The following is an 18370-nucleotide window of genomic DNA, read 5'->3' as shown; positions in this document are numbered from 1 at the left end:
CGTGACCGCAGCACAGACCGAGGTGTCGCAGCGGCGCGGCACGTCCCAGGATCCCGAGGGCCGCACCCCGGTCATCTCCGTGCGCCGGCTGTGGAAGGTGTTCGGGCCGAAGGCCGACCAGGTGCCGGAATCCGAGGAACTGTGCGGGCTGACCCGCCGTGAGCTCATGGACCGCACCGGTTGCACCGCCGCCGTCCGCGACGTGGACTTCGACGTGTCGCCCGGTGAGGTCTTCGTCGTCATGGGCCTGTCCGGCTCCGGCAAGTCCACCCTGGTGCGATGCCTCACCCGGCTGATCGAGCCCACCGCGGGCGAGATCGTCTTCGAGGGCGAGGACATCCGCGGCGCCGACCCCAAACGACTGCGTGAGCTGCGCCGCAGCAAGTTCTCCATGGTCTTCCAGCACTTCGGGCTGCTGCCCCACCGCCGGGTCGTCGACAATGTGGCCTTCGGCCTGGAGATCCGCGGCACGGGCAAGGCCGAGCGCACCAGGAAGGCCCTTGAAGTCGTCGAACTGGTGGGTCTCGCCGGATACGAGAACGCCTACCCCGACCAGCTCTCCGGTGGCATGCAGCAACGCGTCGGCCTCGCCCGCGCCCTTGCCGGGGACCCCGACGTCCTCTTCTTCGACGAGCCGTTCTCCGCGCTCGACCCGCTGATCCGTCGCGACATGCAGAGCGAGGTCATCCGCCTGCACCACGAAGTCGGCAAGACGATGGTGTTCATCACCCACGACCTCTCCGAGGCCCTGAGGCTGGGCGACCGCATCCTGATCATGCGGGACGGCAGGGTGGTGCAGTGCGGGACCGGGGACGAACTCGTCGGTGCTCCCGCCGACGACTACGTACGGGACTTCGTCAAGGACGTGCCGCGCGGCGACGTACTCACGCTGCGCTGGATCATGCGCCCCGCGCAGCCCGGCGACGACCTCGACGGTCCCGAGCTGGGCCCGGACGTCGTGGTGCGCGAGGCCATCCGGGTGGTGCTGGCCGCCGAGAAGCCGGTCAAGGTCGTCGAAGACGGCAAGCTGCTCGGCGTCGTCGGCGACGAGGAGATCCTCTCCGTCGTCGCGGGCCGGCAGGGCAGTGCGTGATGGCCGCCGCCACCGCGACCGCTCCGGCCGCGACCGTGCGCGGGAAGGCAGGCCGCACCGTGGTGGTGGCCGCGATCCTGATCGGCTGGCTGGTGCTCTTCGCCGCGCTGCGCGGCCGGCAGACGCTGACCCTCGCGGCCGCCGATCTCACCTCTCTGCACCGCTGGTTGAACGATGTCAACGACACCGTCGGAGCCAACCGCAACTCCAATCCGCTCTTCTTGTACTTCTTCAATGAGATCCGTCTGGTCATCGACAACCTGGTGACCTTCGTCCGGTCCCTGATCTCCCAGCCCACGGGGGGCCGTCCGGTCCCGCAGATCGGCTGGCTCGGCGTCGTCGGGCTCACCGGCTACGTCTCCTGGGCCGTCGGCAACTGGCGGGTCGCCCTGTTGGCCGTGGCCGGCTTCACCTTCTTCGGGCTGCAAGGCCTGTGGCTGCAGAGCATGGACACTCTGGCGCTGACCCTGTCGGCCGTCATCGTGGCGCTGCTCATCGGCATTCCGCTCGGGGTGTGGGCCGGTCTCTCCGACCGGTTCAACCGGATCATGACGCCCTTCCTGGACTTCATGCAGACGATGCCCACCTTCGTCTACCTCGCTCCGTTGACCCTGATCTTTCTCATCGGGGGGGCCGCCGCCGTGATCACCACGGTGATCTACGCGGCGCCGCCCGCCATCCGCATCACCGCGCACGCCATCCGCTCCGTGCCTCGGACCACCGTCGAGGCGGCGGACTCGCTCGGTGCGACGCGCTCGCAGCAACTGCTGAAAGTGCTGTTGCCGATGTCCAAGCGCACCGTGGTCATGGGCGTCAACCAGACGATCATGGCCGCCCTGGCCATGGTGACCATCGCCGCCCTGATCGACGCGCCGGGCCTCGGCAAGACGGTCGTCCAAGCCCTGCAGTCACTCGATGTGGGCACTGCTTTCAACGCCGGCCTGGCGATCGTCACCATGGCCATCGTGCTCGACCGGGTCACCACGGCGGCGGCCGGACGCGCCGAGGCGGCCCGCCGCACCGGAGACCACCTCCTCACGTCGCGCCGGATGCTGCTGGGGGCGGGCGGGATCGCGGTGGCGGTACTGTTCTACCTGTCCCACACCTACGTCTGGGCGGCCGAGTTCCCGGGCGACGGCAACGTCGGCCGTGGCATCGCGAGCGCGGCCGACACCACGACCGCCTGGCTACAGGACCATCTGTCGGGCCTGACCAATGCCTTCCGGGACACCATCACCCACGGCCTGCTCAACCCGTTCCAGGCGCTGCTCACCGACTCGCCGTGGTGGCTGGTAGGCGTCGTCCTGGTCGCGCTCGGTGCGGCGATCGGAGGATGGCGCGCCGGGGCGACGGCCGCGGTGTGCGTCGGTCTGCTCGTCGGCACGGGCCTGTGGTCGGACGGCATGACGACACTCGCCTCGACCGTCGTGGCCACCGTGCTGGTGATGCTGCTCGGTGTCGTCTTCGGTGTGTGGATGGGACGCAGTCCGCTCGTGGACCGGCTGGTGCGGCCCAGCCTGGACGCGGCACAGGTGATGCCGCCGTTCGTCTATCTGGTGCCCTTCCTGGCCCTTTTCGGCGCCACCCGGTTCACCGCGATCGTCGCGGCCGTCGTATACGCGGCGCCCGTGGCCATCAAGATCATCGCGGACGGCGTGCGGCACGTGCCCGCGACCACCGTGGAGGCGGCCACCTCCGCCGGGTGCGACACCTGGCAGATCATCACCAAGGTCCAGCTGCCGATGGCACGCGGCGCCCTGACCCTCGCGACCAACCAGGGGCTGATCTACGTGCTGTCGATGGTCGTGGTGGGCGGCCTGGTAGGTGCGGGTGCCCTCGGCTACGACGTCGTGGCCGGCTTTTCGCAGGGACAGCTGTACGGGAAGGGGCTTGCCGCAGGGCTGGCCATCGTCCTTCTCGGAGTCATGTTCGACCGGATCACTCAGGCAGCCGCGCGGCGCACCAGCGGATGAAGGAGCTATTGACCATGGCAAGGCAAGCAAGGCAGTGGAGAGCCGGCGCGGCCGGCATGGTGGTCCTCGGCCTCACCCTCACCGCCTGTGGCGGTGCGAAGATCGGTGACGGCTCCTCGGGATCCGGCGGCTCGGGCGGCCCGGGCGGCTCGGGAAAGTGCGGCACCTTCAACCTCGCGGTCAACCCGTGGGTGGGTTACGAGGCGAACGCGGCGGTCGTCGCCTACGTCGCGGAGCACGAACTCGGCTGCAAGGTGGTCAAGAAGGACCTGAAGGAGGAGATCGCCTGGCAGGGATTCGGGACCGGCGAGGTCGACGCCGTCATCGAGAACTGGGGGCACGACGATCTGAAGAAGAAGTACATCACCGACCAGAAGACCGCCGTCGAAGCCGGCCGGACCGGCAACAAGGGCCTCATCGGCTGGTACGTGCCGCCGTGGCTGGCCAAGGAACACCCCGACATCACCGACTGGCAGAACCTCGGCAAGTACGCGGCCGAGTTCAAGACGTCGGAGTCGGGCGGCAAGGGGCAGCTCCTCGACGGTGACCCGTCGTTCGTCACCAACGACGAGGCCCTGGTGAAGAACCTGAACCTGGATTACAAGGTGGTGTACGCGGGGAGCGAGACCGCCCTCATCCAGACCTTCCGCAAGGCGGAGAAGAACAAGGAATGGGTGATCGGCTACTTCTACGAGCCACAGTGGTTCATGTCCGAGGTGCCGCTCGTGAAGGTCAAGCTGCCCGAGTACAAGGAGGGCTGCGACGCCGACCCGGAGAAGGTCGCGTGTGACTACCCCGTGTACGAGCTCGACAAGATCGTCAGTACGAAGTTCGCCGCATCGGGCGGTCCGGCCTATGACCTGGTGAAGAACTTCAACTGGACGAACGACGACCAGAACGCCGTGGCGAAGTACATCGCGGTGGACAAGATGTCCCCGGAGGCGGCAGCCAAGAAGTGGGTCGACGCGAACCACGACAAGGTCGAGGCCTGGCTGAAATAGCACCGGGGTCGACAAGGGGCCGGCTGACGATGCCCGGCGGACGGTGCGCGCAGGTGGCGCCGCCCGCCGGGCATTGCCGTGTCCCGGGCCGCTCCGTGACGCCACGGATCCCTTGACACGTCTCCTCGGCGGCGGGCACATTGAGTTGCGCAGCCTGAACCAAGTTGCGCAAAAAGCAACATGGCCGGTTTCCGAGTTCGGAGGTTGGACGATGGCGGGACCCCGAGTGGTCATCATCGGAGCGGGCGTCGTGGGAGCGGCCCTCGCGGACGAGATCTCCGCCAGGGGCTGGACCGAGGTGACCGTGGTCGACCAAGGCTCCCTCCCCGTCACCGGGGGATCCTCCTCGCACGCCCCCGGCCTGGTCTTCCAGACGAACCCCTCGAAGACCATGACGGAACTGGCCCGCTACACCGTCGAGAAGTTCTGCTCCCTCGACGTGGACGGCAAGCCCTGCTTCCTCCAGGTCGGCGGCCTCGAAGTGGCCACGACCCCCGAGCGCCTCGCCGAACTCCACCGCCGCCACGGCTGGATCACCGCCTGGGGCATCGAGGCACGCCTGCTGAGCCCCGAGGAGTGCGTCCGACAGCACCCGCTGGTCAACCGCGACAGGATCCTCGGCGGTCTCCTCGTCCCGACGGACGGCCTCGCCAACGCCGTCCTCGCAGTCGAGGCGCAGATCCGCCGGGCCACCGAGCGCGGAGTGTCCTTCCTGGCCCGCCACGAAGTCCTCGACGTGACGAAGGGCGAGGGCCGGGTGACCGGCGTGCTGACCGACCGGGGCGAGATCCCCGCCGACATCGTCGTGTGCTGCGCCGGCATCTGGGGGTCGAAGATCGCCCGCATGGTCGGGATGAACCTGCCACTCACGCCGCTCGCCCACCAACTCGCCTGGACCGGCCCGATTCCCGCCCTCGCGGGCCAGACCGAGGAGGCGCTGCGCCCGATCCTGCGCCACCAGGACGCCGACCTCTACTACCGCGACCGCTTCGACCGCATCGGCATCGGCTCCTACGGCCACCGCCCGATGCCCGTCTCCGCCGACGACATCCTGTCCGTGGACGAGGCCGAGGGGATGCCCTCGGTCCTGAAGTTCACCGAGGAGGACTTCGAGGACGCCTGGACCGAGACCCGGTCCCTGCTTCCGGCGACGAAGGAGGCGAAGGTCGAGGAAGGCATCAACGGCCTCTTCTCCTTCACCACCGACGGCTACCCGCTGCTCGGCGAGTCCCCGGACGTCAAGGGCTTCTGGGTCGCCGAGGCCGTCTGGGTCACCCACTCCGCCGGCGTGGGGCGCGCCGTGGCCGAATGGCTGGTCGACGGCTACTGCTCCTCCTTCGACCTGCACGAGTGCGACGTCAACCGTTTCGAGCCGCACCAGCTGTCCCCGGAGTACGTCCTGGCCCGGGACTGCCGGAACTTCGTCGAGGTCTACGACATCCTCCACCCCCTCCAGCCGTCCGGTGAGCCGCGCCCGATCCGCACGAGCCCCTTCCACGCCCGCCAGCGGGAACACGGCGCGTTCTTCCTGGAGGCGAACGGCTGGGAGCGCCCCCAGTGGTACGAGGCCAACGCGTCGCTCGTCGAAGGCCGTTCCGTTCCCACCCCCAACGACTGGGCCGCGCGGTACTGGTCGCCCATCGTCGGCGCCGAGGCCCAGGTCACCCGGGAGACCGTCGCCCTCTACGACATGACGGCCCTCAAGCGCCTGGAGGTGAGCGGCCCGGGTGGCGCCGCCTTCCTGGAGCGGCTGTGCACCGGCAAGGTCGACAAGGCCGTCGGCTCGGTGACGTACACCCTGCTCCTGGACCACGACGGCGGCATCCGCAGCGACATCACCGTCGCCCGCCTCGCCCGCGACCTCTTCCAGGTCGGAGCCAACGGCAACCTCGACCTCGACTGGTTCACCCGCCACCTTCCCACCGGGGGAGAACCGGTCCAGGTGCGCGACATCACGGCCGGCACCTGCTGCATCGGCCTGTGGGGACCACTCGCCCGCAAGGTCCTGCAGCCCCTCACGGACACCGACTTCTCGGACGACGGCCTGAAGTACTTCCGGGCCAAGCGCGCCCACATCGGCAGTGTCCCGGTCACCGCGATGCGTCTGTCGTACGTCGGCGAGCTCGGCTGGGAGCTGTACACCACGGCCGACCTCGGCCAGAAGCTGTGGGACACCCTGTGGGCCTCGGCCGAACCGCTCGGTGGCATCGTCGCGGGCCGTGGTGCCTTCAACAGCCTGCGCCTGGAGAAGGGCTACCGCTCCTTCGGCACCGACATGACCTTCGAACACGACCCCTACGAGGCCGGCGTCGGCTTCGCCGTCAAGCCCGACAAGGCCGACTTCATCGGCAAGGCGGCGCTGGAGCACCGCCAGGCCGACGTACGGCGGAAGCTGACCTGCCTCACGATCGACGACCCGCACGCCGTCGTGATGGGCAAGGAGCCGGTCTACGACGGCGACCGCGCGGTCGGCTACGTCACCAGCGCCGCCTACGGCCACACGATCGGCAAGGGCATCGCCTACGCCTGGCTCCCGGCGAACCTCGCCGTCCCCGGCACCACCCTGCACATCGGCTACTTCGACCAGCGCGTAGAGGCGGTCGCCGCCCAGGAGCCCCTGTTCGACCCGACCATGTCCCGCCTCCGCGGCTGACAGCGCAGAAGAGGAAGGCGGAGACGTCCGATGAGCCCGAGCACCCCCGGCGCCGGCCTGCCCGACCACCCCGACCGGCTCTGGCGCAATCCCGAGCCGAAGCGGTCGTACGACGTGGTGATCGTGGGTGGCGGCGGACACGGCCTCGCCACCGCCCACTACCTGGCGAAGAACCACGGCATCACCAACGTCGCCGTCCTGGAGAAGGGCTGGCTGGCCGGCGGCAACATGGCCCGCAACACCACGATCATCCGCTCGAACTACCTGTGGGACGAGAGCGCCGGCATCTACGAGCACGCGCTGAAACTGTGGGAGGGACTGGAGGAGGAGCTCGACTACCCCATCCTCTTCTCCCAGCGCGGAGTGCTGAACCTCGCCCACAGCCCGCAGGACGTCCGCGACGGCGTGCGCCGTGTCGAGGCCAACCGGCTCAACGGAGTCGATGCCGAGTGGCTCGACGCCGAGCAGGTCAAAGAGGTCTGCCCGATCGTCAACACCTCTCCCGACGTGCGCTACCCGGTCCTCGGCGGCACCTACCAGCCACGCGCCGGCATCGCCAAGCACGACTACGTCGCCTGGGGCTTCGCCCGCTCCGCGGACGCCGCCGGCATCGACATCATCCAGAACTGCGAGGTCACAGGGCTGGACGTGGCCGGCGGGCGGGTGGTCGGCGTCCAGACCACGCGGGGGCCGATCGCCGCGGGCAAGGTGGCCCTGTGCTCGGCCGGTCACACCTCCGTCCTCGCCGCCATGGCGGGCATCGAACTCCCGCTCCAGAGCCACCCGTTGCAGGCACTCGTCTCGGAACTCCTGGAGCCGGTCCACCCCACGGTCGTCATGTCCAACGCGGTCCACGTGTACGTCAGCCAGGCGCACAAGGGCGAGTTGGTGATGGGCGCGGGCATCGACGCGTACAACTCCTACACCCAGCGCGGCGCCTTCCACATCATCGAAGAGCAGATGTCCGCCGCCCTGGAACTCTTCCCCGTCTTCGCCCGTGCCCACGTGCTGCGCACCTGGGGCGGCATCGTCGACGTCTCCCCGGACGCCTCGCCCGTCATCGGCCTCACCCCGGTGGACAACCTCTACCTCAACTGCGGCTGGGGGACCGGCGGTTTCAAGGCCACCCCCGGTGTCGGCTGGGTGTACGCCCACACCATCGCCCACGACACCCCCCACGCCCTGAACGCCCCCTTCTCGCTCGACCGCTTCACCACCGGCGCGCTCGTCGACGAGCACGGCGCGGCCGCGGTGGCCCACTAGGGAGCCGAACCATGCTGCTCATCCCCTGCCCGTGGTGCGGGCCCCGTGACGAGGCCGAGTTCCACTACGGCGGCCAGGCACACGTGGCGTACCCCGAGGACCCCGCAGCCCTCACCGACGAGGAGTGGGCGCGGTACCTGTTCTTCCGCGACAACCCCAAGGGCCCCTTCGCCGAGCGCTGGAGCCATGCGGCCGGCTGCCGCAGGTGGTTCAACGCCGTACGGGACACCTCGACGAACGAGATCCTGGCCGCGTACCAGGTGGGGGAGGAACGTCCGGCACCCGTGGAGCCGAGGCCGGCCCGTCCGGAGCCTCCCGCACCTGCGCAGTCGGAGGACGAACCCGAACGGCGAGGCACGACCACCGGCCCGCGGCCGCCGACGGCGCGGCGGTTCTCCCCGCTGGGCGACCCCGGTCAGGCATTCCGCCTCTCGGGAGGTGGTCGGGTCAACCGCGGCGAACGACTCGGATTCACGTTCGACGGAGTCCGGTACGAGGGTTACCGGGGCGACACCCTCGCCTCCGCGCTCCTTGCCAACGGCGTCGTCCAGGCCGCCACCAGCATCAAACTCGGCCGCCCGAGGGGCATCTTCACGGCCGGCGTGGAGGAACCCAACGCGGTCGTCCAGATCGAGGCCCCCTTCCCCGAGCCCATGCTCCCCGCCACGACCGTCGAGCTCTACGACGGACTGGTCGCCGGCAGTCTCCCGGGCCGGGGACGCCTCGCCACCGAACCCGACCCCGCCCGCTACGACGCCGTCCACGCCCACTGCGACGTACTGGTCGTCGGCGCCGGCCCGGCCGGCCTGGCGGCGGCAGCGGTGGCGGCCAAGAGCGGTGCACGCGTCATCCTCGCCGACGACCAGCCTGAACCCGGCGGCAGCCTGCTCGGCACCGGCGAACACCTGGACTGGGTCGAAGCGACGCGCGCCCGGCTCGAAGCGGCCGCCCCCGAGGTCCGTGTCCTGCGCCGCACCACGGTCTTCGGCCATTACGACGACAACCATGTCCTCGCCGTCGAGCGCCGTACCAACCATCTCGGCGCCGAGGCCCCGGAGCACGTTTCCCGCGAGCGCGTCTGGAGGATCCGTGCCCGGCGCGTGGTCCTCGCGACCGGCGCGCATGAGCGTTCGCTCGCGTTCGGCGACAACGACCGCCCCGGTGTGATGCTCGCCGCCTCGGCCCGGACGTACCTCCACCGGTACGCCGTGCTGCCAGGCCGGCACGCGGTCGTGTTCACCACCAACGACAGTGCCTACGGCGCCGCCCTCGACCTCGCGGCGGCGGGAGTGGACATCGCGGTGATCGTCGACACCCGGTCCGAGCCGGGGGAGTGGGCCGAGCGTGCCCGCTCCGCCGGGATCGACGTGCTCGCCGGGCACGCGGTCACCGGTACGCAGGGCGGCGCCCGCCTCACCGCGGTGACCGTCGCCCCGTACGGGCAGTCCGTGGAGCAGCGGGAGTTCGCAGCCGATCTCCTCCTGGTCTCCGGGGGCTGGAACCCGGTCGCGCACCTGTACAGCCAGGCGGGCGGCAAGCTCCGCCACGACGAGGTGCTCGGCACGTTCGTACCCGCCGGCTGCCGACAGGCGGTCGAGGCCGCGGGCAGCGCCAACGGGGCCTTCGACCTCGCCACGGCCCTCGCGCAGGGCGCGGCCGCCGGCGTCCGCGCGGTCGAGGCGGAGGGTCACGCCGCCGAGGCGCCCGCCCTCCCGGTGGTGGCCCCCCAACCACACACCCCGCCCATGCAGGTCTTCACCGTTCCCCCCACCGGCACCCCCCGATTCGTCGACCTCCAGCGCGACGTCACGGTCGACGACCTGGCACGGGCGACAGGAGCGGGCCTGCGCTCGGTGGAGCACACCAAGCGCTACACCACGGCCGGGACCGCCAACGACCAGGGCAAGACCGGGGGCGTCCTGGCGAGCGGGGTCGTGGCCGAACTCCTCGGCGTGGACGTCTCGGCGCTCGGCCTGCCCACGTTCCGGCCGCCGTACACCCCCGTCTCCTTCGCCACCCTCGCCGGCCGCCACCGCGGCGCCCTGCACGACCCGGTCCGCACGACCGCCCTGCACCCATGGCATGCCGAGCACGGCGCACTCTTCGAGAACGTCGGCCAGTGGAAGCGGCCCTGGTACTACCCGCAGGACGGCGAGGACATGGAGAGCGCCGTGCTGCGCGAGTGCCGCGCCGCCCGCGAGAGCGTGGCCTTCATGGACGCCTCCACCCTCGGAAAGATCGATGTGCAGGGTCCGGACTCCGGGCTGTTCCTCGACCGGCTCTACACCAACATGATGAGCACCCTGAAGGTCGGCATGATCCGCTACGGCGTCATGTGCCGGCTCGACGGGATGGTCTTCGACGACGGCACGGTGATCCGGCTCGCTGGGGACCGGTTCCTGATCACCACCACGACCGGAAACGCCGCGGCGGTCCTGGACTGGATGGAGGAGTGGCTGCAGACCGAGTGGCCGGAACTGCGCGTCCACTGCACCTCGGTCACCGAGCAGTGGGCCACCGTGGCCCTGGTCGGCCCGCGTTCCCGGGAGGTCCTCGGCTCGCTGGCTCCCCAACTCCCTTTGATGAACGCAGACTTCCCGTTCATGTCTTGGCGGGACGCGGAAGTCGCCGGAATCGAGGCGCGCGTGTGCAGGATCAGTTTCTCCGGCGAACTCGCCTACGAGATCAACGTGTCGCCCTGGGACGCCCTCGCCCTGTGGGAGGAGCTGTCCGCAGCCGGTGCCCCGTACGGCATCACCCCGTACGGCACCGAGACCATGCACGTCCTGCGCGCCGAGAAGGGTTACCCGATCATCGGACAGGACACCGACGGCACGGTCACCCCGCACGACCTCGGCATGAGCTGGGCGGTGTCGAAGAAGAAGCCCGACTTCCTCGGCAAGCGCTCCCACGCCCGCACCGACACCGTCCGCCCCGACCGCAAGCACCTCGTCTCCCTCCTCCCCGAGGACCCGACCGCCTTCCTCCCCGAGGGCACCCACCTGGTCGCCGACGCGGAACTGCCCGCCCCGCCCGTCCCGATGCTCGGTCACGTCACCTCCAGCTACCGCAGCGCGACGCTCGGCCGGGCCTTCGCGCTGGCCCTGATCAAGGGCGGCCGCGACCGCATCGGCGAACGCCTCCACGCACCCGTCGGCGGCCGGCTGATCCCGGTGACGGTCGCGAGTCCCGTCCTCTACGACCCCGAGGGAGCCCGCCGCGATGGCTGACACGGCCCTGACCGCGCGGAGGCGCAGCCCCCTGGCCGCTGCCGCCGACCGTATGGCCGCCACGACACGCTCCTCCGGGGGAGCGGTCCGGCTGGCCGAAGTCCCCTTCCTGACCCAGCTGAACCTCCGCCTCGACGCCAAGAGCCCGGCGGCGTTCGCCGTCGGACTGGCCCTGGGCCTCCAACTGCCCCTGGAACCCGGCACGGTCGTGCGTGCGGGGGACCGGGCCGCCGTGTGGCTCGGCCCCGACGAATGGCTGGTGGTGGGCGGCCCCGGCACCCAGCGGGACCTGGAGAACCGGATCCGCTCGGCCGCCGGGGACGAACACGTCTCCGTAACCGACGTCTCCGCCCAGCGCACCACCCTCCTGGTCGGCGGACCGCGCGCCCGAGACCTGCTCTCCCACGGCTGTCCGCTGGATCTGCACCCACGCGCCTTCGGCCCCGGCCGCTCGGCCCAGACGACACTGGCCCGCACCCACGTCCTCCTGGTGGCCCGCGATGAGCCCGGGGCAGGTTTCTGGGTGCTGGTGCGCTCCTCCTTCGCCGGCTACCTGGCGGACTGGCTGCTGGACGCGGCCGTGGAATACGGGTGGAGCGACCCGGCACGGCGGCAAGGGTGACCGGAGGCGCGTAACCGCAGCCGCTCCTCGGCCGTTCCTGCGTGTGGCCGAGCACCCCCTGTTTTGACCGGTCGGAACTGGCGTACAAGTGAAGGCTGTGCAGCACGTCCGGCGGGCCCTTGCCGGGGGAAGGCGCAGCGGTCCGCCCGACCGTGTCGTTTCGACCGATCCTTTCAGGGGGGCATCATGCACATGCGTTCCATGCGTTCCATGCGCTTCTTACGCTTACGTACCTGGAGTCTGGTCGCCGCAGGCCTGCTCGTAGCGGGCGCCGGTCCTGCCTACGGGGCCGGTGCGCCGACGACCGGGTCGGTGCAGTACACCGTTCATGACCTCGGCACCCTGGGCGGTACCCGCAGCGAGGCAACCGCCATCGACGGCAACACGGTCGTCGGGAGCTCACTGACGAAGGGCGACGCAGTCGAACACGCCTTTGCGTACGACCTGCGCGGGCGCACCATGACCGACCTCGGTACGCTCGGGCACGCAAGTCGTGCGACCGGCGTGGAGGGGAACTACGTCGTCGGGGAGTCGGACCTCTCGGCCGACGGCCCGACCCACGGCTTCGTCTACGACATGCGGAGTCGACGTCTCGTCGACATCGGCACTCTCGGCGGCAGCAGCACCAGCATCACCGACCTCGACGGTGACACCGTCGTGGGGACGTCGGCGCTCTCCGGCGACGCGGTCACCCACGCGTTCGCCTACAGCCTGCGCACCCGGTCGATGACCGATCTCGGCAGCCTCGCAGGCCCGGCGGGCTCCAGCACCGCTGCTGCGGTCAGCGGAGCGTCCGTCGTGGGCAGCTCCTCCCTGCCGGACACGGCCGCCGCCACGACGCACGGGTTCGCGTACAACCTGCGCACCGGGACGATGAACGATCTGGGCACCCTCGGCGGAAGCTCCAGCACCGCCAACGACATCAGCGGCTCGACCGTGGTCGGTCAGTCCCGAACCGCCGACAACCGTCTCACCGGATACGCGCACGACCTCCGCACCGGCATCCGCACGGACCTGGGGTCCCGCTTTCTGAAGGACCAACTGATCAGCGGGAACACCGTCGTCGGCGGCGACAGTCTGCTCGCCAGCTCGTTCGATCTGGTGACGCAGGAGAGTGCCGTGATCGGCTCCGGGCGCGGTGTCACCGAGGTCAAACACATCTCCGGGAACCTCATGGTCGGCGACAACTTCGCCCCCAACTCCTTCGCCTTCGTCGCCCGTGCCGACAACGGCGACTTCACCTACCTGCCGTCCCTCGGCGGCCGCAACTCCTCCGCGACGCAGGCCAACGCCCGCGGCGTGGTCGCGGGAAGCGCGGCGCTGCCGCCCCCTGACCCGTTCACCGCCAACGGCCCGTTCCACGCCGCCGTCTGGGTGCAGCAGAAAGCGGCATCGTGAAGGCGAAGCGCTGATCGATCCTGGACAAGCAACAGGGCGGCATCCGTGGGCACCCGCAGACGGCTGCCGGCCACGGTGGCCTCACGTACCGTGCCGGGCCGGGGCCGCCCCCACGAATTGACCGGCCACGCGCCATCTTCAGGTGCGGATGCGGATGCGGGTGTCAGTGCCCGGGCGGGCGCGACTCCGCCGGGGTGCTCACACCGGCGGAACACGGGATGCCTCGTCCCGGGCTGCGGAGCCCGGCCACCCATCTGCCGGACCGTCCGTCTGGTCACGCTCCCCCGCGGCGGCCGTCGTCGCCGGTCAGGTAGGTGATCAGGGCCGAAAGGGCGGAGGTCGCCGCGAAGCTGCCCACCATGACCATGACCACGCCCAGGGCGAAGAGGCCGCTGGAGTCGTCCGACCAGTCGTAGGCGCAGGCAACGGTCAGACCGGCCGTGACGCCGAGGACGGCGCTCTCGGCGTGACCACGGAGGGCGGCCCAGGCCACCGCAACCGACAGGGTCAGGACGAGCCCGATCACCTGCCACGCCTCGTACGGGCCGGTCACCGAACCGTCGGGATGCACGTCGCGGTGCTGGTCCCAGCCCAGCCAGGCGGCCCATGCCGAGGCCGCGACGAGGAACAGGAGCAGGACACGGGCGGGATTCAGTCGTTCCAGGCGCATGACCCAAGCGTCGCGCTCGGCCGGGGGAACCGGGAGGGTGCACGTCACTTTCACCGTGTCCGGCGAGCATGCCTTCCTCGTACCGACCGGCGTCACCCAGCTGACCGTCACCGCCGACGGGGCCGCCGTTACCGGCACCCTGCCCGTCACCCCCGGCGCCACCGTCTGCGTGAACGTGGACACCGGTGGTGCCACCGGTGCCGGCGGCGGGGGAACCCGGACCTCGGGTGGCACGGGCGGACGGCACTGCCCGTCGCACCTGCTGCTGCCCGACGGTAACGCCGGTTCGCCCACCATCGCCGGCACCTCCGGCAACGACAACCTGACCGGCACCTCCGGCGACGACGTGATCCTCGCTCTCGAGCGGAACGACGGCCTCGACGGCAGCGACGTCCTCTGCGGCGGCGCGGAGCAGGCGCGGGTGCTCCAACTCGGCCGGCAGGAGGGTCACGGCCGAGCGCAACTCGGGATGGCGGTCCGGGTGCGCCGGTAGGTGGATCGTGGTCGTCGGGGCCGCAGGCGGGCGCCAGGCCGCGTGGGCGGGGTCGGAGAGCGGATCGATCACCCGGCCGGGGTAGGGCCGAGGACCGTTGCCACCCTGCCGCCCCCCGACGTCGGCCCGCCAGGTCCAGGTGCGGGGGAGGAGACCGGGTGTGACCGGCCGGTCACACCACGCGCCTTCGGGAGACCTCCACATCCCTGTGCGCGACGGGCGATCCGTCTTCACAGTTCCTCACAACGGCAGGCCAATCCCGTGCCGTTCACGGGTGTTTGCCCCCATCTGATCCGTCAAGGCAGCGGCGCGCTCATATCTGTTACTCGATCCTGCGGAGAAGCTGCCCCCATTCGGTGAACGAAACTGCACACCGCTCGTCCGAGGTGGACGTGTCTTCATGAAGGAGGGTCAATCGGATTGGCTGAGCGGCCCGTTCGCGTGCTTTCATCTTGGCCGCTGCACCCCTTGCCGGAATCCTGGCCGAGTTTCGGGCCACCGGCGTGCCGCACATTCCCCCCAACAAATGAAAGGTGCGCGTCATGCGTAACGACATCGAGACCCGTGAGATCGCCGACGACGAGCTGGACGCTGTTTCCGGCGGCATCATCAGCGTGTCCGGCGGCTTGGCCGGCGCCGTGAGCAGCGATGTCAACGACGTCGTGGGTCTCGCGGGCTCCCTGCACACCGTGCAGGCCGCGACCGGTCTCGTCTCCCACGTCCCCGGCCTGGCCTCGGGCATCACCGGCGTTTCCGTGAACTCCGGTCACGCCGGACTCTGATCGGGATAACCCCGTGAAACCCGGAGCATCCCCCACGGCTCCGGGGTTCACGGGTGCCCGTCCCAACCGCCTTGCCCGACAGATGAGAATGCAGTTGAAGGAATAGTCCGTGCAGTTTCGCCAAAAGGCTCTTTCCAAGCTGCAATCGCCGGAGGAACTCGATCTGCCGGTGCGCTTCGCGCGCCCGCAGGGGCGGCTCGTCCTGGCCGTCACCGTCACCGTCATGGCTGCCGCGACCTTCTGGGCCCTCACCGGCACCGTGTCCTCCCGGCTGACCGCCCCCGGCGTCCTCACGCACGCCCAGGGCAGTTACGTGCTGCAGAGTCCGATCGCGGGACAGGTGACCGGCGTCCTCGCCGAGGAGGGACGGCTCCTGCCCGACGGCGCGCCCCTGCTCACCGTCCGCACCGACCAGGGAGACCGGCCCGTACGCGCGGTCACGGGAGGCCGGTTGACGACACTGGTCGCCAAGGTCGGTTCGGTCGTCACCACCGGCGCGGACGTGGCGACCGTCGAACGCGTGAAGTCCCCGGACGACCCCCTGGTGGCCGTGCTGTACGTGCCGGGCGGCACCGGCTCGACCATCCCGGTGGGCGCCCCGGTCGACCTGAGCGTCCAGTCCGTTCCCCGGCACCGGTTCGGCGTGCTGCGCGGCCACGTCACAGCGGTCGGCCGCGCCCCCCAGACGCAGGCGCAGATCAGCGGTTTCCTCGCCGACCCTGTACTGGCCGGAGAGGTCTCCCGGCACGGCAACCCGGTCGCGGTACTGGTGGAGCTCGACCGCTCCTCCGCCACCAAGTCCGGCTACCAGTGGTCTTCCGCCGACGGCCCTCCGTACGCCGTGGGCTCGCCGGCTCCGGTCAGCGGAACCGTCCACCTCGCCGCGCAGCGCCCCGTCGACTGGATGCTGCCATGACCGCTTCCCGGACCGGTGCACCTGCATCGGCGCCCCAGCTGCCCCCGGCCGGGCGCACACGCCGTCGCCCCGAGCCCAGGGGCGGTACGCGCCGCAGGCCCGCCCCCGCCCGCAAGGGCAGCAAGCCCCGTACCGTTCGCACACCCACCGTGCTGCAGATGGAGGCGGTGGAATGCGGCGCCGCCGCCCTGGCCATGGTGCTCGGCCACTACCGCCGCTTCGTCCCCCTGGAGGAGCTGCGGATCGCCTGCGGCGTCTCCCGCGACGGCTCCCGCGCCGGCAACCTGCTCAAGGCCGCGCGCGGTTACGGGCTGAAGGCCAAGGGCATGCAGATGGACCTGGCCGCGCTCGCCGAGGTGCGCGCCCCGGCCGTCCTCTTCTGGGAGTTCAACCACTACGTCGTCTACGAAGGAACGAGCCGCCGCCTCGGCCGCCAGGGCGTGTACGTCAACGACCCGGGCCATGGCCGCCGGTTCGTTCCGATGGAGGAGTTCGACAGCAGCTTCACCGGTGTGGTGCTCACCTTCGAGCCGGGCGACGGCTTCCGCCGCGGCGGCCGGAAACCGGGCGTCCTCGGAGCAGTTCCGGGCCGCCTGCGCGGCACCTCGGGCACCATGGCCGCCGCCGTGATCTCCAGCCTGCTGCTGGTGGTGGTCGGTGCGGCGGTGCCGGCGCTGAGCCGCACGTACATCGACATGTTCCTCATCGGGGAGCAGACGTCACTGCTCGGCGTGCTGTTCGCGGCGATGGCCGTCACCCTGGTCCTCACCGCCGTACTCACGGCGCTGCAGCAGGCCAATCTGCTGCGCGGGCGGATCATCTCCTCCACCCTGGGCAGTGCCCGCTTCATGCGGCACCTGCTCAGACTCCCGGTCGCCTTCCATGCCCAGCGCAACCCCGCCGACCTGGTCCAGCGCCTCCAGTCCAACGACGCCGTCGCCGAGACCCTCGCGCGTGACGTGGCCGCCGCAGGCGTGGACGCCGCCGTGGTCGTGCTCTACGCGCTGCTGCTGTGGACGTACGACCCGCAGCTCACCCTCCTCGGCGTGGCCGTGGCGCTGCTCAACGTCGTGGCCATGCGCACCGTGATCCGCCTGAGGTCCACCGGCACGCAGAAGCTGCGCGCCGAGAGCGCCCGGCTGACGAACACGTCCTACAGCGGTCTCCAGCTGATCGAGACGATGAAGGCGACGGGTGGCGAGGACGGCTTCTTCCGCCGCTGGAGCGGACAGCACGCGGTCACCCTCGACGTCCAGCAGCGGCTCGGCGTGCCCAGCGCCTGGCTGGCGATCGTCGCGCCCACGCTGGCCGCGCTCAACAGCGCTCTGATCCTGATGATCGGCGGCCTGCGGGCGGTGGACGGGCACCTCTCCGTCGGTCTGCTCGTCGCCTTCCAGGCGCTGGTGACCAGCTTCACCGCGCCCATCTCACGGCTGGGAGGCGTCGCCGGCCGGATCCAGGACTTCGCGGCCGACGTCGCACGCCTGGGGGACGTCGAGAACTTCCCCGCCGACCCGGTCCACTCGCGGCACGAGCCCGCCGTCGGCACCGGCCGCCTCAAGGGCCATGTGCAGCTGGACCGCGTCACCTTCGGCTACAGCCCGCTGGACGCCCCGCTGCTCAAGGACTTCTCGCTGTCGGTGGGCCCGGGGCAGCAGGTCGCGCTCGTCGGCGGTTCCGGCAGCGGCAAGTCCACCGTCTCCCGGCTGATCTCCGGCCTCTACACGCCCTGGGAAGGAGCAGTAAGCATCGACGGGATACGGCTGGAGGACATCCCCCGCGGTGAGCTGGCCGCCTCCGTTTCCTTCGTCGACCAGGACGTCTTCCTCTTCGAAGGTACCGTCCGCGACAACGTCACCCTGTGGGACCCCTCCATCCCGGACGACGCCGTGATCGCCGCGCTGGAGGACGCCGCGGTCCACGACGTGGTCGCCCGACGGCCGGGTGGCATCCACAGCCGTGTCGAGCAGGACGGCCGCAACTTCTCCGGAGGCCAGCGCCAGCGCCTGGAGATCGCCCGGGCCCTGGTGCGCCACCCCAGCGTCATGGTCCTGGACGAGGTGACCAGCGCCCTGGACGCGGTGACCGAGCAGGTCGTCATCGACAACCTGCGCCGCCGCGGCTGCGCTTGTGTGGTCATCGCCCACCGGCTGAGCACCGTGCGCGACAGCGACGAGATCGTGGTGCTCGACCGGGGCACGGTCGTGGAACGCGGGCGGCACGAGCACCTGGCCGCCGCGCAGGGACCGTACGCCGAACTGGTCAAGGAGCACTGA

Annotated in this window: 13 protein-coding genes; 12 read left to right on the top strand and 1 reads right to left on the bottom strand. The window is 70.5% G+C overall.

Annotated elements, in window-relative coordinates; translation table 11 throughout:
* Window position 1 precedes the first annotated feature (1 nt).
* From ACFYYJ_RS16970 to ACFYYJ_RS16935, 8 genes are all read left to right on the top strand, one after another.
* Window positions 2-1093 (top strand): glycine betaine/L-proline ABC transporter ATP-binding protein, encoded by a 1092-nt coding sequence (locus ACFYYJ_RS16970; protein WP_385120379.1) that lies wholly within the window; start codon window positions 2-4, stop codon window positions 1091-1093.
* Complete coding sequence (locus ACFYYJ_RS16965; RefSeq protein WP_389133123.1) at window positions 1093-3066, top strand: ABC transporter permease; 1974 nt, start codon at window positions 1093-1095, stop codon at window positions 3064-3066. Before ACFYYJ_RS16970 ends, ACFYYJ_RS16965 begins: the two co-directional genes overlap by 1 nt.
* A 14-nt stretch (window positions 3067-3080) precedes the next feature.
* On the top strand, window positions 3081-4067 hold the full coding sequence (locus ACFYYJ_RS16960; RefSeq protein WP_389133121.1) for an ABC transporter substrate-binding protein: 987 nt from the start codon (window positions 3081-3083) through the stop codon (window positions 4065-4067).
* Between the two features lie 211 nt (window positions 4068-4278).
* A complete protein-coding gene (locus ACFYYJ_RS16955) occupies window positions 4279-6720 on the top strand; it encodes an FAD-dependent oxidoreductase (protein ID WP_389133118.1) in 2442 nt (813 codons plus the stop codon).
* 30 nt (window positions 6721-6750) lie between these two features.
* On the top strand, window positions 6751-7983 hold the full coding sequence (locus tag ACFYYJ_RS16950; protein ID WP_385365568.1) for a sarcosine oxidase subunit beta family protein: 1233 nt from the start codon (window positions 6751-6753) through the stop codon (window positions 7981-7983).
* 11 nt (window positions 7984-7994) lie between these two features.
* Window positions 7995-11213 carry a sarcosine oxidase subunit delta family protein gene (locus ACFYYJ_RS16945; protein ID WP_389133116.1) on the top strand — a complete coding sequence of 1073 codons (3219 nt, stop codon included), beginning with the start codon at window positions 7995-7997 and terminating at the stop codon, window positions 11211-11213.
* Window positions 11206-11835 (top strand): sarcosine oxidase subunit gamma, encoded by a 630-nt coding sequence (locus tag ACFYYJ_RS16940; RefSeq protein WP_389133114.1) that lies wholly within the window; start codon window positions 11206-11208, stop codon window positions 11833-11835. The genes ACFYYJ_RS16945 and ACFYYJ_RS16940 overlap by 8 nt, the downstream gene beginning before the upstream one ends.
* A 210-nt stretch (window positions 11836-12045) precedes the next feature.
* Window positions 12046-13233, top strand: coding sequence for a hypothetical protein (locus ACFYYJ_RS16935; RefSeq protein WP_389133113.1), 1188 nt, complete (start codon window positions 12046-12048; stop codon window positions 13231-13233).
* A 274-nt stretch (window positions 13234-13507) separates the two neighbouring features.
* Here ACFYYJ_RS16935 and ACFYYJ_RS16930 read toward each other — a convergent pair whose 3' ends face one another.
* A complete protein-coding gene (locus tag ACFYYJ_RS16930) occupies window positions 13508-13903 on the bottom strand; it encodes a hypothetical protein (RefSeq protein ID WP_389133110.1) in 396 nt (131 codons plus the stop codon).
* 55 nt (window positions 13904-13958) lie between these two features.
* Here ACFYYJ_RS16930 and ACFYYJ_RS16925 point away from each other — a divergent pair, with 55 nt between their 5' ends.
* From ACFYYJ_RS16925 to ACFYYJ_RS16910, 4 genes are all read left to right on the top strand, one after another.
* Window positions 13959-14396 (top strand): hypothetical protein, encoded by a 438-nt coding sequence (locus tag ACFYYJ_RS16925; protein ID WP_389133108.1) that lies wholly within the window; start codon window positions 13959-13961, stop codon window positions 14394-14396.
* A gap of 542 nt (window positions 14397-14938) precedes the next feature.
* Window positions 14939-15178: a hypothetical protein gene (locus ACFYYJ_RS16920; RefSeq protein WP_385365579.1), complete on the top strand. Its 240-nt coding sequence runs from the start codon at window positions 14939-14941 to the stop codon at window positions 15176-15178.
* 109 nt (window positions 15179-15287) lie between these two features.
* Window positions 15288-16094, top strand: a complete 807-nt coding sequence (locus ACFYYJ_RS16915; RefSeq protein ID WP_389133106.1) for an HlyD family efflux transporter periplasmic adaptor subunit — start codon at window positions 15288-15290, stop codon at window positions 16092-16094.
* Window positions 16091-18370 carry an NHLP family bacteriocin export ABC transporter peptidase/permease/ATPase subunit gene (locus tag ACFYYJ_RS16910; RefSeq protein ID WP_389133104.1) on the top strand — a complete coding sequence of 760 codons (2280 nt, stop codon included), beginning with the start codon at window positions 16091-16093 and terminating at the stop codon, window positions 18368-18370. Before ACFYYJ_RS16915 ends, ACFYYJ_RS16910 begins: the two co-directional genes overlap by 4 nt.

The organism is Streptomyces sp. NPDC002467, assembly GCF_042889825.1.
GTDB lineage: Bacteria > Actinomycetota > Actinomycetes > Streptomycetales > Streptomycetaceae > Streptomyces.
Note: the sequence above shows the minus strand (reverse complement) of the source record. Positions and strands in the feature narration are given on the sequence as shown.

Excerpts from the sequence above, each read along its gene's own strand:
- ACFYYJ_RS16935 (WP_389133113.1), top strand. The coding sequence starts at position 12,046 with ATGCGCTTCTTACGCTTACGTACCTGGAGTCTGGTCGCCGCAGGCCTG.
- ACFYYJ_RS16945 (WP_389133116.1), top strand. The coding sequence starts at position 7,995 with ATGCTGCTCATCCCCTGCCCGTGGTGCGGGCCCCGTGACGAGGCCGAG.
- ACFYYJ_RS16910 (WP_389133104.1), top strand. The coding sequence starts at position 16,091 with ATGACCGCTTCCCGGACCGGTGCACCTGCATCGGCGCCCCAGCTGCCC.
- ACFYYJ_RS16950 (WP_385365568.1), top strand. The coding sequence starts at position 6,751 with ATGAGCCCGAGCACCCCCGGCGCCGGCCTGCCCGACCACCCCGACCGG.
- ACFYYJ_RS16955 (WP_389133118.1), top strand. The coding sequence starts at position 4,279 with ATGGCGGGACCCCGAGTGGTCATCATCGGAGCGGGCGTCGTGGGAGCG.
- ACFYYJ_RS16960 (WP_389133121.1), top strand. The coding sequence starts at position 3,081 with ATGGCAAGGCAAGCAAGGCAGTGGAGAGCCGGCGCGGCCGGCATGGTG.
- ACFYYJ_RS16920 (WP_385365579.1), top strand. The coding sequence starts at position 14,939 with ATGCGTAACGACATCGAGACCCGTGAGATCGCCGACGACGAGCTGGAC.
- ACFYYJ_RS16930 (WP_389133110.1), bottom strand. The coding sequence starts at position 13,903 with ATGCGCCTGGAACGACTGAATCCCGCCCGTGTCCTGCTCCTGTTCCTC.
- ACFYYJ_RS16940 (WP_389133114.1), top strand. The coding sequence starts at position 11,206 with ATGGCTGACACGGCCCTGACCGCGCGGAGGCGCAGCCCCCTGGCCGCT.
- ACFYYJ_RS16965 (WP_389133123.1), top strand. The coding sequence starts at position 1,093 with ATGGCCGCCGCCACCGCGACCGCTCCGGCCGCGACCGTGCGCGGGAAG.